This window comes from Pseudomonas ekonensis (assembly GCF_019145435.1).
Lineage (GTDB): Bacteria > Pseudomonadota > Gammaproteobacteria > Pseudomonadales > Pseudomonadaceae > Aquipseudomonas > Aquipseudomonas ekonensis.
In genome coordinates this window covers 952,370-970,722 of record NZ_JAHSTS010000002.1, presented here as the reverse complement: position 1 = coordinate 970,722, position 18,353 = coordinate 952,370, and the positions used below count along the sequence as shown (strand labels likewise).

The following is an 18,353-nucleotide window of genomic DNA, read 5'->3' as shown; positions in this document are numbered from 1 at the left end:
TTTTTGTCACTCGGGTGATTCACCACCGTTACGTAGCGCTAGTGGGCGTGCTGCAGTGACCAGGGATCCCAAGTGCTTGATGGCACTGACATTTCCCGGTCCTGCGCGACCTGCGAAACGAACTGCCGAGGTGCGAGAGCGTCGCCCCGGCAACCCGCTTGAGCCATGGGCTGCTTCGCGAACCAGCGCCGACGGTGGTCGGCAGCGGAGGAAATGCACATGGCAACGCTCATCGGGATCGTCACTAAGGTCGTGGGTCAGGTTTTTGCGGTGGGAGGCGATGGCAGCCGGCGCGCCGTGGTCGAAGGCGACCGGCTTTACGCCGGCGATCAGCTGGTCACGGGGGCCGAAGGCGCCGTGGCGGTGCACCTGCAGAACGGCCAGGAACTGACGCTGGGCCGCGACAGCAGCCTGACCATGACCGGCCAGTTGCTGGCCCACCAGGCCACCCACGTCGACACCCCGGAAGCGTTGACCCCCAGCGAAGCGCAACTGACCGACGTCGAGCAGATCCAGAAAGCCATCGCCGCCGGCGAAGACCCGACGAAATCCGCTGAAGCCACCGCGGCCGGCCCCGGTGCGACCGGTGGCGCGCCCGGCGAGCTGGGCGGCGGCCACAGTTTCGTGCTGCTGACCGAAGTGGGCGGGCGGGTCGATCCGATCATCGGTTTCCCCACCGCCGGGTTCGGCGGCATTCCCGAGTTCCCCCAAGAGCGCCACAACGCCGTGATCGACAACGGCGACAACACCCCGGCGCCGGTCGTGCCGCCGGTCAACAATCCCGTCACCCTCAGCGGCCTAGACGTGCCGGGGGGCGAGCTGACGGTCAACGAGGCCAACCTGCCTGACGGCTCCGCCGCCAACCCGGGGGCGCTGACCCAGACCGGCAGCTTCACGGTCTCCGCCCCCGACGGCCTGACCAGCCTGAGCATCGGCGGCATCAACGTTATCGTCGGTGGCGTGGCCGCAGGCTTCCCGCAGTCGGTCACCACGCCCCTGGGCAACACCTTGACCGTCATCGGCTACAACCCGGCGACAGGCACCGTGACCTACAGCTACACCCTCAACGGCAGCGAGACCCATGCAGCGGGCGACGGCGCCAACAGCCTCGGCGAACACTTCACGGTGGTGGCCGGGGACAGCAACGGTGACACCTCCACTGGCTCGCTGGACGTCAACATCACCGACGACGTGCCCAAGGCCGTGGACGACAGCAACGCCTCAACCGCCTCGGAAACCACCCTCACCCTGACCGGCAACGTGTTGCCCAACGATGTTCAGGGCGCCGACCGCATCCCCGTCGGCCCCGACAGCGGGCCCGTGGTGGGCGGCACGTTTGTCGGCACCTACGGCACCCTGGTGCTGAACGCCAACGGCACCTACACCTACACTCTCAACACCGGCGACGCCGACTTCAAGAACCTGCACGGCGGCGGCAGCGGCACCGAGACCTTCACTTACACCCTGCGAGACGCCGATGGCGACACCAGCACGGCGAACCTGGTGCTGCAGGTGCACAACAATGACGATCCGGTCGTCATCAGCGGGTTGAACGTCGAAGGGGGTGAGGTGACGGTGTTCGAGAAGAACCTGTCCCTTGGCAGCGAGCCTGACTCGGCGGCGCTCACCCAGAGCGGCACCTTCACCATCACTGCGCTGGACGGCGTCACCACCCTGACCGTCGGCGGCATCGCCGTGGTCACCAACGGCGTGGCGGCGGGCTTCCCGCAATCGGTCACCACGCCTTTGGGCAGCACGCTGACCATCACCGGCTTCAACGCCGCCACCGGCGTGGTGAGCTACAGCTACACCCTGGTCGACAACGAAACCCACCCGAACGCCAACGGCGCGAACAACCTGCCCGAGCAGTTCGCCGTGACTGTGGTGGACGACAACGGCACCACCGCCAACGGCACGCTGGACGTGAACATCATCGACGACCTGCCGAAGGGCGTGGATGACAGCAACGCAGGCACTGCGTCGGAAACCAATCTGACTTTGACCGGCAACGTACTGACCAACGACGTGCAAGGTGCGGACCGGGTTCCGGTCGGGGAGGGCACCGGGCCGATCACCGCAGGGACCTTCACCGGGACTTACGGCACTTTGGTGTTGAACGCCAACGGCACGTACACCTACACGCTCAACACCAGCGATGCCGACTTCAAAGCCCTGCACGGCGGGGGTAACGGCACCGAGACCTTCACCTACACCATCACCGACTCGGATGGTGACACCAGCACCGCGAACCTGGTGCTGAACATCCACAACAACGATGATCCGGTGACCATCAGCGGCCTGGACGTCAACGGCGGCGAACTGACCGTCTACGAGAAAAACCTCAGCGACGGCAGCGCACCGGACTCGGCAGCGCTCACCCAAAGCGGCACGTTCACCATCACTGCGCTGGACGGCGTCACCACCCTGACCGTCGGCGGCATCGCCGTGGTCACCAACGGTGTGGCGGCGGGCTTCCCGCAATCGGTCACCACGCCTTTGGGCAGCACGCTGACCATCACCGGGTTCAACGCCGCAACCGGCGTCGTGAGCTACAGCTACACACTGGTGGACAACGAAGCCCACCCGAACGCCAACGGCGCAAACAACCTGCCCGAGCAGTTCGCCGTGACTGTCGTTGACGACAACGGCACCACCGCCAACGGCACGCTGGACGTGAACATCATCGACGACCTGCCGAAGGGCGTGGATGACAGCAACGCAGGCACCGCGTCGGAAACCAATCTGACTTTGACGGGCAACGTGCTGACCAACGACGTGCAGGGCGCCGACCGCATTCCGGTCGGGGAGGGCACCGGGCCGATCACCGCAGGGACCTTCACCGGGACTTACGGGACGCTGGTGCTGAACGCCAACGGCACCTACACCTACACGCTCAACACCAGCGACGCCGACTTCAAAAACCTGCACGGCGGCGGCAACGGCACCGAGACCTTCACCTACACCATCACCGACTCGGATGGCGACACCAGCACGGCGAATCTCGTGCTCCAGATCCACAACAACGACGATCCGGTGACCATCAGCGGCCTGGACGTGAACGGTGGCGAACTCACCGTCTACGAGAAGAACCTCAGCGACGGCAGCAGCCCCAACGCCTCCGCCCTGACCCAAAGCGGCACCTTCACCGTCACCGCACTGGACGGCGTCACCACCCTGACCGTCGGCGGCATCGCCGTGGTCACCAACGGTGTGGCCGCAGGCTTCCCGCAATCGGTCACCACGCCGCTGGGCAGCACCTTGACCATCACCGGGTTCAATGCTGCGACCGGCGTCGTGAGCTACAGCTACACCCTGGTCGACAACGAGGCGCATCCGAACGCCAACGGTGCGAACAACCTGCCTGAACAGTTCGCCGTCACGGTGGTGGACGACAACGGCACGACGGCCAACGGCACGTTGGACGTGAACATCATCGACGACCTGCCGAAGGGCGTGAACGACACCAACGCCGGTACGGCCTCGGAAACCAACCTCACCCTGACTGGCAACGTCCTGACCAACGACGTGCAAGGCGCAGACCGCGTACCGACCGGCCCCAACGCCGGGCCGATCACCGCCGGCACCTTCACCGGGACTTACGGCACCTTGGTGCTGAACGCCAACGGCACCTACACCTACACGCTCAACACCAGCGACGCCGACTTCAAGGCCTTGCACGGTGGGGGCAACGGCACCGAAACGTTCACCTACACCATCACCGACTCGGATGGCGACACCAGCACCGCCAACCTGGTGCTGAACATCCACAACAACGACGATCCGGTGACGATCAGCGGCCTGGACGTGAACGGCGGCGAACTCACCGTCTACGAGAAAAACCTCAGCGATGGCAGCGCGCCTGACTCGGCGGCCCTGACCCAAAGCGGCACGTTCACCATCACTGCGCTGGACGGCGTCACCACCCTGACCGTCGGCGGCATTGCCGTGGTCACCAACGGCGTGGCCGCAGGCTTCCCGCAATCGGTCACCACGCCGCTGGGCAGCACGCTGACCATCACCGGGTTCAATGCTGCGACCGGCGTCGTGAGCTACAGCTACACCCTGGTCGACAACGAGGCGCATCCGAACGCCAACGGCGCGAACAACCTGCCTGAACAGTTCGCCGTCACGGTGGTGGACGACAACGGCACGACGGCCAACGGCACGCTGGACGTGAACATCATCGACGACCTGCCGAAGGGCGTGAACGACACCAACGCCAGCACCGCGTCGGAAACCAACCTCACGCTGACCGGCAACGTCCTCACCAACGATGTGCAGGGCGCTGACCGCGTGCCGACCGGCCCGATCACCGCCGGCACCTTCACCGGCACCTACGGCACCTTGGTGCTGAACGCCAACGGCACGTACACCTACACGCTCAACACCAACGACCCGGACTTCAAAAACCTGCACGGCGGCGGCAACGGCACCGAAACGTTCACCTACACCATCACCGACTTGGACGGCGACACCAGCACCGCCAACCTGGTGCTGAACATCCACAACAACGACGATCCGGTGACCATCAGCGGCCTGGACGTGAACGGCGGCGAACTCACCGTCTACGAGAAAAACCTCAGCGACGGCAGCGCGCCTGACTCGGCAGCCCTGACCCAAAGCGGCACATTCACCGTCACCGCACTGGACGGCGTCACCACGCTGACCGTCGGCGGCATCGCCGTGGTCACCAACGGTGTGGCCGCAGGCTTCCCGCAGTCGGTCACCACACCGCTGGGCAGCACGCTGACCATCACCGGGTTCAACGCCGCCACCGGCGTCGTGAGCTACAGCTACACCCTGGTCGACAACGAAGCCCACCCGAACGCGAATGGCGCGAACAACCTGCCCGAGCAGTTCGCCGTGACTGTCGTTGACGACAACGGCACCACCGCCACTGGCACGTTGGACGTGAACATCATCGACGACCTGCCGAAGGGCGTGAACGACACCAACGCCAGCACCGCGTCGGAAACCAACCTCACCCTGACCGGCAACGTCCTCACCAACGACGTGCAAGGCGCCGACCGCGTACCGACCGGCCCCAACGTCGGGCCGATTACCGCCGGCACCTTCACCGGGACTTACGGGACGCTGGTGCTCAACGCCAACGGCACCTACACCTACACGCTCAACACCAACGACCCGGACTTCAAAAACCTGCACGGCGGGGGTAACGGCACGGAAACCTTCACCTATACGATCACCGACTCGGACGGCGACACCAGCACCGCCAATCTCGTGCTTCAGATCCACAACAACGACAACCCGGTCATCATCTCCGGCCTGGACGTGAACGGTGGCGAACTCACCGTCTACGAGAAAAACCTCAGCGATGGCAGCGCGCCTGACTCGGCGGCCCTGACCCAAAGCGGCACCTTCACGGTGACCGCGCTGGACGGTGTTACTACGCTGACCGTCGGCGGCATTGCCGTAGTCACCAACGGCGTGGCCGCAGGTTTCCCTCAGTCGGTCACCACGCCTTTGGGCAGCACGCTGACCATCACCGGGTTCAATGCCGCCACCGGCGTGGTGAGCTACAGCTACACCCTGGTCGACAACGAAGCCCACCCGAACGCCAACGGCGCGAACAGCCTGCCCGAGCAGTTCGCCGTGACTGTCGTTGACGACAACGGCACCACCGCCACTGGCACGTTGGACGTGAACATCATCGACGACCTGCCGAAGGGCGTGGATGACAGCAACGCAGGCACCGCGTCGGAAACCAACCTCACCCTGACCGGCAACGTCCTCACCAACGACGTGCAAGGCGCCGACCGCGTACCGACCGGCCCCAACGCCGGGCCGATCACCGCAGGGACCTTCACCGGGACTTACGGCACCTTGGTGCTGAACGCCAACGGCACCTACACCTACACGCTCAACACCAGCGACGCCGACTTCAAAAACCTGCACGGCGGCGGCAACGGCACCGAAACGTTCACCTACACCATCACCGACTCGGATGGAGACACCAGCACGGCGAATCTCGTGCTCCAGATCCACAACAACGACGATCCGGTGACCATCAGCGGCCTGGACGTGAACGGCGGCGAACTGACCGTCTACGAAAAGAACCTCAGCGACGGCAGCAGCCCCAACGCCTCCGCCCTGACCCAAAGCGGCACCTTCACGGTGACCGCGCTGGACGGTCTGCAAACCCTGACCGTGGGCGGCATCGCCGTGGTCACCAACGGCGTGGCGGCGGGCTTCCCGCAATCGGTCACCACGCCTTTGGGCAGCACGCTGACCATCACCGGCTTCAACGCCGCGACCGGCGTGGTGAGCTACAGCTACACCCTGGTCGACAACGAAACCCACCCGGCCGCCAACGGCGCCAACAGCCTCACCGAGAACTTCAACGTGGTGGCCACCGACGGCGACGGCAGCACCGCGAGCGGGCAGATCAACGTCAACATCATCGATGACCTGCCCACCGCCAAATCCGACACCGGCTCGGTGGCGGAGGGCGGCACGGTCAACGTCAGCGTGCTGGGCAACGACGTCAGCGGCGCCGACGGCGCGGCCGCCGTGGTCGGCGTGCGGGCCGGCAGCAACACCTCGACCTCGGCCATCGGCGGTCTCAACAGCAACATCAACGGCACCTACGGCTACCTGACCCTGGACGCCGCCGGCAACGCGGTCTACCACAGCAACCCGAACTCGGTGAGCCCGCCCGGCGCCACCGACACCTTCACCTACACCATCCGCGACACCGACGGCGACGAGAGCACCACCACGATCACCATCAACGTCGCCGACTCCAACCTCAAGGCGTCGGTCGACCAGGACGTGACCGTCTACGAAAAAGCCCTCGACCTGACCAAGGACGGCCAGGACCTGGCCGCCGGCACGGTCACCGGCAGCGAGCCGGGCAACACCGGCGAAACCATGTCCGGCACCCTGGTCGGCTCGGTCACCGGCGGCAGCGGGGCGATCACCTACACCCTGGTCGGCAGCGGCACCGGCACCTACGGGCAGATCCTGCTCAACGCCGACGGCACCTACACCTACACCCTGACCTCGGCGCCGAAAACCACGCCCAACGCCAACGACGGGCCGAACGTGCTGAGCGAAAGCTTCACCTACAAGGCCACCGACGCGCTGGGCAACTCCACCACCAGCACCATCGTGGTCAATATCGTCGACGACGTACCCAAGGCCGTGGCGTCCGACCGCTCGGTGGCGGCGGTGGAGATCGACTCCAACATCCTCATCGTGCTCGACATCTCCGGCAGCATGGCCGACGCCTCCGGCGTGCCGGGCCTGTCGCGGCTGGACCTGGCCAAGCAGGCGATCAGCGCCTTGCTCGACAAGTACGATGACCTGGGCGACGTGAAAGTGCAGCTCGTCACCTTCAGCAGCAGCGCCACCGACCGCACTTCGGTGTGGGTCGACGTGGCCACCGCCAAGACGATCCTGGCCGGCCTCAGCGCCGGCGGCGGCACCAACTACGACGCCGCCGTGGCCATGCTGCAGACCGCGTTCAACACCTCCGGCAAGCTCACCGGGGCGCAGAACGTCGGCTACTTCTTCTCCGACGGCAAACCCACCACCGGCCAGGAGATCGGCACCGCCGACGAGGCGGCGCTGAAGGCCTTCCTCGACGCCAACAACATCAAGAACTACGCCATCGGCCTGGGCAACGGCGTGAGCAACGCCAACCTCGATCCGCTGGCCTACGACGGCATCAGCCACACCGACACCAACGCGGTGGTGGTCACCGACCTCAACCAGCTCAACTCGGTGCTGTCGGGTACCGTGCAGGGAGCGCCGGTCACCGGTTCGCTGCTGGGCGAGGGCGGCACGTTCGGCGCCGACGGCGGCTTCATCAAAGCCATCGTGGTGGACGGCACCACCTACACCTACGACCCGAAAGCCAACAGCGGTCAGGGTTCGCTGACCTTCAGCGGCGGCGCCAACCACGGCACCTTCAACACGGTCAACAACACCCTGAGCATCGCCACCAACAACAGCGGCACCTTGGTGATCAACCTCGACACCGGCGACTACAGCTACACCTCGCAGAAGACCACCACCACGGTCATCACCGAGAACATCGGCTTCACCGTCAGCGACAACGACGGCGACCTCGCCAGCTCGACGCTGACGGTCAAGGTCATCCCCAACTCGCCGCCGGTGGCGGTGGACGACCACATCATCACCAACGTGCTGTCGGGCAACATCGTGGTGCCGGGGGAACTGCTGCTGGCCAACGACAGCGACTCGGACGGCGACACCCTCAACGCCTCGCCCACCAGCTTCAACACGGGCTGGGTGGCCAAGGGCGCGGACTTCACCGGCTCAGGCGCCATCAACTTCTCCGGCACCAGCAACACCGCCGCCAACCAGAGCCTGGCCGACGTGCGCAATTCGTTCGCCGCCAATGCCGCGACCATGACCGCCGTGCTGGTGGTCAGCGGTTACCTGGGCGCGGTGACCAACGCCAACGCCAACGATGAGGACCTGATCACCATCAAGCTGAAACAGGGCGAGACCCTCAACCTGGACCACAACCTGGCGGCCGGGCACATCACCATGGAGTACTCGCTCAACGGCGGGGCGTTCGTCAGCATCGCCGACGGCGGTACCCTCACCGCCGGCGCCGACGGCACCTATCAGATCCACCTGACCAACATCACCAACACCAGCGGCGGCAACGCCAACGCGGCGGAGAACTACCAACTGACCATGACCGTGAACTACGCCGGGGCCCAGAACACCACCCCGGACTACCACGGCACCTACACCGCCAATGACAACCACGGCGGCAACGACACAGCCAATGTGACCATCAGCTACCAGGACGGCCACACCCTCACCGGCACCTCGGGCGATGACGTGCTGGTGGCCGGCAGCGGCGACAACATCCTCAACGGCGGCGACGGCAACGACGTGCTCACCGCAGGCTCCGGCAACAACGAACTGCACGGCGGCGCCGGCAACGACCTGCTCTACAGCGGTCCGGGCAACGACCTGCTCGACGGCGGCAGCGGCATCGACACCGCCAGCTACGCCCACGCCACCGCCGGGGTGACGGTCAACCTGAGCCTGCCGGGCGCGCAGAACACCGTGGGCGCCGGGACGGACACCCTGACCGGCATCGAAAACCTCGTGGGTTCGAACTTCAACGACACCCTCACCGGCGACAACAACAGCAACGTCATCAACGGCGGCCTGGGCAACGACATCCTCAACGGCGGAGGCGGCGACGACCTGCTGATCGGCGGGATGGGCAACAACACCCTCACCGGCGGGCCTGGGGCCGACACCTTCCAGTGGCTCAAGGGCAACAGCGGCCACGACACCGTCACCGACTTCACCCCCGGCACCGACAAGCTCGACCTGTCGCAACTGCTGCAAGGGGAGAACGGCACGGCGGCGTCGCTGGACGACTACCTGCACTTCACCGTCACCGGCAGCGGCGCCTCGGTGGTGACCACCATCGACGTGAGCGCCATGGCCGGCGCCACGCCGAACCAGACCATCGACCTGGCAGGGGTCAACCTGGCCAGCCACTACGGCGTCACGCCGGGGGCGGGCGGTGTGATCGCGGGCGGGGCGGACACGGCGACGATCATCAATGGGATGCTCAATGATCATTCGTTGAAGGTGGATACGGTCTGAACGGACAGTTGGATCAGCATGGCCCAGCGCTCACGATGTATGGGAGCGCTGGGCATCACTGGTCTGGTCACCTGATTCCAACACCGAGGGCATGGTTGTTGAAGAAACTGTTTACGATGGCTGCGCTCCTGGCTCCCGTTACCAGATGAACCGTTACCTTGGCCGGTTTCAAGAAATAGCTGGTAGGTGTGCTCGACCAGTAAAAGTTGCTTCCCATTGGCCAGCGTCCACCGTAAGACCGTTGGATCTCGTGCATTTCATCTGCGTTAGGAATATGTGCTCCCAAGTTGCTGGCCGCTGAGCTCATTTGTGCCCAAGTGCCTGCTCCCACCCCGAAAACATGAATCACACCGCTTACGGACACTGAATAGCTCAACGACTGATTGGTCGCGTCCTTCGCTGTAATGCTTGCGGTTCCGCGCCCCCTGACGGTTACCAACCCGGTTGAGTCAACGACCGCCACCGCCTGATTGCTGGATGTATAGGTGTAGGGTGGCTGGCCGTTGGATGCCTGGTGACGCACTGAGGTGCCGGGGCCAAAGGCCGGCAGCAAATTTGGATAGGCAGGCAGCAAATAGATTTTTCCGCTCAACGTCACCGGACTGGTGTTGAAGCTCAACGGCGAAACCACGGTAAAGCTCCGGGCATTGGACACCTGCCCGGTGCTGACGGCCTTGGCCGTGATCGAATGAGCGCCCAAGGCCACATTCAGCGTCGTGTTCCAGACGTTGCCCACCGCCCGCACTGTATGTTTGGGCACATTGTTGTCATGGATCTGCACTTCGTGATCCGGCGTCACGCCGCCCTGCAACGTCACCGTTGTGCGGGTGGTCCTGCCGCCTTGCGGCACTTCGCCGTTCGAGTCTCTCACCGAGGTGAGGGTGGGGGCGATATGCTCCGCCACCACAAACGTACGCGGTGGAGCGGACACCGGACCATCGCCATACAGCGCCTTGGCGGTGAGGTTGTAGGCCTTGACGGTCAATCCTGTGACGACGTGGCTCCAGTCCCCCTGACCGTCGGCCAGCGGTTCGCCCAAGGCCTGCGTACCATCGAGCAGTTGCACCTTCTGACCGGGACTGGCCGTGCCCCTGACGGTGACGCTCCGGTCGTAGGTGGTGGCGCCGTTGGCCACGGTGCCCCGGGAATCCGTGACGTTGGAAATCACCGGCACGTTGGCGACGGCCACCGTAAACGCCCACGGTTGGCTGGCCACCGGATTGGCGTCATACAACGCCCGGGCAGTGATGTGATAGGCCTTGACCGTCAGGTTGTTCAGTACCTTGCTCCAGACACCTTCCGAGCCGGTGCCGCCGGAGGCGACGTCCGCCGAGCCATAGGAGTTGGCCCCATCGAGAATCTCCACTTTCTGCCCGCGGGTCGCCGTGCCCGTCACGGTCACTTGAGTGTTGTAGGTCACATCGCCATTGTCCAAAGGGCGCCATTGGTCGGCGACCCCGGTGATGACCGGTGTCAGGTAGTCGTAGCGGGTACGGATCGTCAGGTTCAGCCGGGGGAACTCGATGGCGGTGTGCTCCTGCACGTCGCCGTCGAAGGCCACCTTGCACACGACGGACGCCGGTGACGCGTGATCCAGTTTCAGCAGCTCGGCGCGGGGCAGGGTTTCCTGCAAACCGGCGCTGACTTGCAAGGCGGTGATGAGCGCACCGTCCAGCATCACGATGCGATAGTCGCTGCCGTCCAGCGCCTTGCCCTCCAGGCGCAGCCACAAACGCTGCTCAAGCGCGATGTAAGGCCAGACTTTGACGAGCACATCCGGATTGCCGGCGAACGCCATCAGATCCAGCACCTGATTGACCGCTTGCGGCACTTCCGGCCGCGGGAGTTGCGTCTCCGGCGACTGGAACCGCAGCACGTTGAGCGTCAGCATCTTGGAGCTCGTCCAGAAGTTGTAACGCTTGACGTCATAGGTCACCGTCACCGGCCGGCCGATGTTGGGCCCCACCACCGACGCCGGCAGATGGAACTGCACCCGGCCGCTGGCGTCGGCCGGCAGCTCCAGATCCTCCGACGTGCCGGCGCCGGGCGTGCCGCGCCACTTCAGGGCGATCGTGTCGAGCTCCGGATCCATGTTGGCGTACTCGACCGCCACATCGACCCCGGCGAGCGCATCCATCGGGTCGAGGTTCCCGGCATTGGCCTGGAGCACCTCGGGCGGCGGCAGTTCGCCGACCAGTTGCCCGATCAGCAGTTCATAGGTGGCCGAATAGCTCAGCAACCCGGTGGCCGCATGCTTGAGGGTGTAGCGGATCTTCACGTACTGGCCGATGCTGGGCGTGACGAAGCTTGCGTCCACCCGGAAGTTCACCGGCTTGCCGGCCGACACGGTGGTGATGGGCAGCCAGTCGCTGGTGCTGATTTCAGCGCTCACGGCGGTCCAGTAGTAGGTCAGGATGTCGTCCTTCACCGTGCCGGTGTAGCCCACGCGCACCGTGACCTTTTCAAACACCCTGGAGGGGTCGAGCACGCCTTCGATCGCCTCGGGCACCTCCGGCGCCGGCAACGTCGCGGGGATCGCCTGCACCTTCAGCAACAGGTGCTCGGACTCGCTCACGCCGTAGGCGGCGTTGTCGTTGGTCACCCGGTACCACAGGTCCAGGCGCCCGTTGGCCAGCAGGCCGATGTGTTCGCCCATGACATACAGCGTGATGAGTTTCGCCTCTGCATCGTTGCGGCTGACGTCGAACTGCTCCGTGTGCACGTAGGGCGTGCCGCTGGCCAGGGTGCCCTCCCAGATCAGCTCGACAGTGTCGCCGTCCGCCATGCCGGGGTAGCGGATGTCGACGGTGGCGTGGTTCACGTCGGGCTCAAGGAAATCGCCCACCGCTTCGCGCACGACCGGTGCGGGATAGGCGTACACATCGCCGATCACGTTGGCGAAGGCGTGTTTGGAAGCCAGCGGCGGCTGGCCGTCCCGCTTGGTCAGCACGTAGAACACATCCACCGACCCCTTGGCCAGCGCCCGCACCTCTTCGTAGGGAACCCGCAGTTCTAGGATGCTCGGCACGTTGGCGATGACCGTCGATTGCGTGTGGACCAGCGGCTTGCCGATCAGCGGCGTGCCGGTCCAGGTCATCGTCACCGTGTCGCCGATGGCGAAGTCTTCGGTGCGGACATGGATCTGTACGGTGACGGGCTGCTGGTTCAGCTGTATGAGGTCGATGACGCCGTTGACCGATTCCTTGATGATCGGCGCCTCCAGGCGCGAGGCACCGGCCTCGACGTCGACGGTGGTGGTGAGCGACCACTTCTCCGAATAGTTCCAGACTTCGTCATGCACTTCATACGCGATCAGCAACGCCGAACTGTCGCCGCCGGCGAGGATGTCGGCCTGCTCGGCGCGCACCACGATGGGTTCGGTGCCGTCGACGTGGGCCTGCGTCAGCACCAGCGGCGCCAGGAACACGCTGCCCCACTTCACCTGGACCGTGTCGCGCAACGCGATGTTGGGATAGCGCTGGATGGTCATCGGCACGCCTTTGGCGGCCCACTCGGCATCGATGCCTTGCTCGATCACCTCCTGGGGCAACTGCACGATCTTGAGCTCCGAGTGGCCGGGCTTGTGTGGCTCTTTGTCGATGCCGGCCGGGCGGTCGAGCTTGACCCGCAGGCGCAGCGGCACAGAGGGATCGTCCGGCGCCGCTTCCCCCGCGCGGTGCAGCAGGAAATAGCATTCTTCGATCCAGCCCGGCACGAACCGGCTGGCCTCGACAAAGAAGAACAGCCGCTGATTGACGTCGTTCGCCGCCACCGCATGGTGATAGACCACGGTCCGGTCGAGAAACACATCCACGGTGTCGCCCTCGGCCATAGAGATCCACGGGTCGATGACGAACATCACCCCTTGGTCATGGTCGGTGACCACCGCAATGCTGACGCCGCCGTCGCCGTCCTCGATCGGTCGTGTCATGCCGGCGATGAACAACGGCTGCAGGGCCAGCACGCCGAAACCGGGCGCGGCGCCGACGAGGGTAAGCGGGGCAGGCAGGTAGGAACGCAAAGCGGTCATGGTCAGCTCCTTGCCGAGGTGGGCATGGGGGTGCAGGAGTGTGTCGTTGACCGGAATTAGGGACTGCGCAGGGGCGTTTGACCACTGTCAGATCTGACAGGGGGAGGGGGATTTCCGATGACTGGCGATGTGCACGAAACCCTGTTCAGCCACCGCGACCCCTGCAGAAGCCAGTCTGTTGGCCCCCACAGGGTTTTGCGTCTGCTCAGAGGACCGCGTCGGCCTTCAGCTCAAGGCTGTCCAGCACCCGGTTCACCGCCAGCTCGCCGAGCATGATCAGTTGTGCGATGCCTTGGGCCGTGTGCCGGTGCTGGCCGTCCAGCAATCCCGCAAAGTTGTTGGCCATGACCTTGGCCGAGGTCAGGGTCTCGCAGGCGTCGGCCAGCAATTCCTCGTTGTCGGCGGCGGGGGCGATGGCGTAGAGCTTGCTGATCTTGAGCGCGGGTTCCGGGACGAAAATCGGGTTGAGGTAATGATCGAGGGCGCGCTCGGCGGCTTCGTTGAGCTTGCGCGAGTCGGGGGATTCGTAGGGGGAGGTGGGGTCGGATTCGGGTGGGTTGGGGGTGGGTTTGAACATGGGGAAGCTCCTTGATGGTTGGAGCCGCCACCGTTCGCGGTCAAACAAACAGGGTGGCGGCTGTACGCGGGTTGACCGACCGGACATCAAGGAATCCGGCACACCCGAAGGTGTCCCACGCACAGCCACCGCGACATGATTTCAGACAATACCTGAACACGTGCAGGGACGCTGGTGCGCCTTGATGTTGGGCGGACGGTCAAATCCGATCACTGATTCGTCAGCGACCGCCAAACGATAGAGCCCGCCCCCAAGGCGCACAAGCCGGCGGATTCTGGCGCAGCTGTAGGCAATGACGCAAGGTGGTGTGGGGTTATGGAAATTTATTTAAACGGTTTCAAACGGATTTTGCGGATGGGCTGAAATGCGTCGATGTACGTGCGATGAAGCGAAAAAGGACGGATAAATATATCCGTCCTTTGAAAAGTATTTGTCAGAGCTGAATACGTATATGGGGACTGACAAATAAGTCTGTCTCCATTTTCTGGTTCCCGTTTTTCATGTTCACCGGATAAGTCGGAGGATGATGTCATCGAGTTGGTAATCATTGCCACCATCCGCGCCGCTACCTCCTCCTCGATCTTGATGGCTCATTAGCTGAATGGTATAGGCTGCGCTCTGTGTGACTGAAAAGTTAGCTGCTTGGGTATACCACTGGCTGGTACGGGGAACACTAAAGACCGGCAAGATCTGTTGACCAGATGAAAGTCTGACCGAGAAGATGGGGGGGACGTTGTTGCTGTTCGGACTGAAGTTTCGAGCTCGATAACTGAATGAGTACGCATATCCCGCTATGAGTCGGAACGACCGACTGAGCAGCACACCGGAATGGCCAGATCCTCCAGTGGTGTCGTTGTGGAACACTCCACCGGTAATGCGGCCTTGATAACCAGCCGGCCCTATGGCCCAGCCATTTGAGGAGCCGTTGTTAAAGTCGGTGACCGAGTCGGTCCAGGCCTCCACTGTGAGGGTTCTGACCTCCGACTGGTTTCCGTTTCCATACAATGCCTTAGCAACAAAGCCATGTACGCCCAAGCTCAATCCGGTCATCGGGATCGTCCAGATACCGTTGCCATCTGCCTTCACCCTGCCCTTGGACTGCGTCCCATCGAATATCTCCACTTCGAAAAAAGTGCCGGCCGTCCCTGTTAGTTGCACGGTGGAGTCAACCGTGCTGTTGCCGTGAGGAATCTCGACGTTCTTCAAATCCTTCACCGAATCAATCGTCGGCACCACATCGGAATACGGCAACACACTCACCTTCAACACCGGCGACCTCGCCACCTGCCCCCCGTTGCGGTTCAGGTTCCAGCGGAACTGCAGGTCCTTGCCCTGCCGCTCGATCAGGTACGCCTGGCTCAGCACCACGTTCACCCGATTGTTCTTGTCGAACTCCACCAACGGAAACTGCGCCGCGCCCGCCGGCGGGTTGACCTCCACCAGCCGCGCGCGGTCACCCGGCAGGGCGTCGAGGTATTCGATCCGCAGCGTCACGCCGTTGGGGTACCGCGACGGATCGATCGGGCTCACCGCCGGCGCCACCAGCGTTGGGGGCAACAGCTCTATCTTGGCCGGCGTCACGGTCAGGGTCCTGACCGCCGATTCCGGGTTGTCGCCGTACAGCGCTTTGGCCTTGAAGCCGTGGGTCGCCACGCTCAGTTCCGATACCGTCAATGTCCACACGCCGCTGACGGCATCCGCCGTCGCCTGGCCCTTGGACACGGCGCCGTCGAACACCTCGACCGCCAGCCCCGGCGCCGCCGTGCCGGTGAGGGTCACGCTGGTGTCGGTGGTGGTGCCGCCGTCGGGAATCTCGGTGCCTTCCGAGTCTTTTGCCGACGTGATGGTGGGCGCCGTCGCGGCGACCACCTTCAAGGTCCTGACTGCCGATTCCGGATTGTCGCCGTACAGCGCCTTGGCCCTGAAGCTGTGGGTTTCCACGCTCAATCCGGACACCGTCAGCGTCCACACGCCGGTGGCGGCGTCCGCCGTCGCCTGGCCCTTGGACACGGCGCCGTCGAACACCTCGACCGTCAGCCCCAGCGCCGCCGTGCCGGTGAGCGTCACGCGGGTGTCGACCGTGGTGCCGCCGTCCGGGATCTCGACGCCCGCTGAGTCCTTCACCGACGTGAGGGTCGGCGGCTTCAGCTCGACCGCCACGCCGATCACGAACTCAAGCGGATTGGAATAGCTCACCTTGCCCGTCTCCGCCCGCTTGATGTTGTAGCTCGCCGTCAGCGTCTCCCCGCGCCGGGCCTCGAAGTGCTGCTGCACGAACGCGGCGCTGAGGGCGAAGTCGACGTTCTTGCCGGCGCTGAGGGCGTTGAGGGTCTTGCTGTCTTGGTAGATCACGCTGCCGGCGGCGTCGCGCAGCTGCCAGGTGACCACGTCCTGGGGCTTGGTCGGGTTGGCGACCGGGTTGGGGCAGGTGACCTTGCTGGTGCCGCCGGCCAGGTCCTTGGGTTCCAGGGCGCCGTCCTTCTCGCCGAGGACGGTGGGCTTGGCCAGCTCCAGTTGCGGCTCGCCGACGTTGAGCAGCGCGGCGTGCAGGGAGCTGCGGCTGACGATGGTGTCGCCCTCGTCGGCGAGTAGGTTGTACGACAGATCCAGCGTGCCGCCCTCCAGCGTCTTGAGGTGCCGGCCCTCGACCGTCACCACGAAGCCGGCCGGGTCGTCGGCTTCGGCCTTGCTGGGGAAGTACCACTCCAGCACCGGGTCGTAGGTGGTGGTGTCGGGCCGGGTGCCCAGCCACTTGAGCACGATGGCCATGCCTTCCTGGATGAGCGGGTCGTAGGGGATGCGCACGCGCACGGCCGGCAGGTCCGGGTCGAGGGCGCCGTCCTGGGCGTCCTCGGCGACGGGCGCGGCCAGGCGCTTGGGTTCGCCGACGATGTTGACGAAGCGGCCCTTGGAGATCAGGTCGGGCGAGCCGCCGCGCTCCACGCGGTAGCTGAAGATCGCTTGGGTCTTGGCCAGGTCGCGCACCTTGAGGTTGGGCATCTTCAGCTCGACGATGCTCGGCAGGTTGGTCAGCGGCTGGCCGCGCACCTCGACGGCCACCGCTTCGCCCTCCAGCGTGGTGCCCTTGAGCACGGCGATGATCACGTCGCCCAACTTGAAGTCGGGAGCCAGGGCGACGATCTGCACGGTCGCGTCGGCGTCGCCCAGGGTGTCCAGATCCAGCGTGTTGTTGACCGCCTCCTTGACGATCGGCGCCCCGAGCCGCGAATTGCCGGTGTCCACCACGATCCGGGTCTCCCGGCACCAGTCCTCGGCGGCGTTGTTGACCCGGTCGTGCAGGGTGAAGGTCACGGCCAGGCCTTCGGGGCCCGAGTCGCCGGCCTCGAGGATCGCCGCCTGGCCGACGTGGACGGTGAGGGGGTTGGCGTCCGGGGCGTCGATCTGCGCCTGGGTCACCGGCGCCGACCTCACCAGCACGCCGCCCCAGCTCAGGGTGACCACGTCGCCCACGGCGATGTTGGGGTAGACGGGCTTGGCCGGGCGGCCGGGCCTGGCCTTGAGGGTGACGTCGACGCCCTGGGCGGCGGTGTCCTTGTCGATGCCGTCGGCGACCAGCGCCGGGTCGATGTACTGGAAGAGTTCTGAATGGGCGCCGTCCTCCGGATCCAGGTCCTGGCCGCCGGGCAGCTCCAGCTTGACGTAGAGCTGGAGCGCCGGGGCGAAGGGTTCCGGCGCCTGGCTCAGGCGGGTGACGGTGTAGCCCAGGGTGTGCGCGCCGCTGGTGATGCGCCCCGGCGCCACCCACAGGGTCACGCGCTCGTTGACCTCGCTGTCCTGGGTGAGAGTGTGCTGGTCGACCTTGCCGTTGTCGAACAGCAGATCGACCTTGTCGCCGCGGCTCATGTTGGCCCAGGGCAGGATGTGCACCTTCAGGCCCCGGCCGGGGAAGTTGTCCAGCGCGGCGGCGCGGTTGATGCCCCATGAGCCGTCAGGCAATGGCGGTTCGGTGCGGCCGGGGATCTCGGGATCGCGCAGGGCCAGGGGGGCGACGGTACGCAGGGGCTGGATGAGCATGGCGCAGACTCCGGTGCGGGTGGGCGACGGGGTCATTGGAAGCCGGAAGGGGCAGGTTGGCTACTGTCAGATCTGACAGGGGGA

4 protein-coding genes are annotated in these 18,353 nt (G+C 64.9%); 1 reads left to right on the top strand and 3 read right to left on the bottom strand.

All coding sequences use genetic code 11. The annotated features are described in order from the left end of the window. Window positions 1–219 precede the first annotated feature (219 nt). A complete protein-coding gene (locus tag KVG96_RS17355; protein WP_217893196.1) occupies window positions 220–9,627 on the top strand; it encodes a retention module-containing protein in 9,408 nt (3,135 codons plus the stop codon). A 67-nt stretch (window positions 9,628–9,694) separates the two neighbouring features. Here the strand turns inward: KVG96_RS17355 and KVG96_RS17350 are convergent, their stop codons facing one another. From KVG96_RS17350 to KVG96_RS17340, 3 genes are all read right to left on the bottom strand, one after another. Next, window positions 9,695–13,657, bottom strand: coding sequence for an immunoglobulin-like domain-containing protein (locus KVG96_RS17350; RefSeq protein ID WP_217893195.1), 3,963 nt, complete (start codon window positions 13,655–13,657; stop codon window positions 9,695–9,697). Between the two features lie 205 nt (window positions 13,658–13,862). After that, the gene (locus KVG96_RS17345) at window positions 13,863–14,234 is read right to left on the bottom strand and encodes a DUF6124 family protein (protein WP_217893194.1); all 372 of its coding nucleotides are present in this window, start codon (window positions 14,232–14,234) and stop codon (window positions 13,863–13,865) included. 504 nt (window positions 14,235–14,738) lie between these two features. Then, complete coding sequence (locus KVG96_RS17340) at window positions 14,739–18,269, bottom strand: Ig-like domain-containing protein (RefSeq protein ID WP_217893193.1); 3,531 nt, start codon at window positions 18,267–18,269, stop codon at window positions 14,739–14,741. Between the last annotated feature and the right edge of the window lie 84 nt (window positions 18,270–18,353).

Bases quoted from the DNA above. Each gene is read 5' to 3' on its own strand.
- KVG96_RS17355 (WP_217893196.1), top strand. From the start codon at position 220: ATGGCAACGCTCATCGGGATCGTCACTAAGGTCGTGGGTCAGGTTTTT.
- KVG96_RS17350 (WP_217893195.1), bottom strand. From the start codon at position 13,657: ATGACCGCTTTGCGTTCCTACCTGCCTGCCCCGCTTACCCTCGTCGGC.
- KVG96_RS17345 (WP_217893194.1), bottom strand. From the start codon at position 14,234: ATGTTCAAACCCACCCCCAACCCACCCGAATCCGACCCCACCTCCCCC.
- KVG96_RS17340 (WP_217893193.1), bottom strand. From the start codon at position 18,269: ATGCTCATCCAGCCCCTGCGTACCGTCGCCCCCCTGGCCCTGCGCGAT.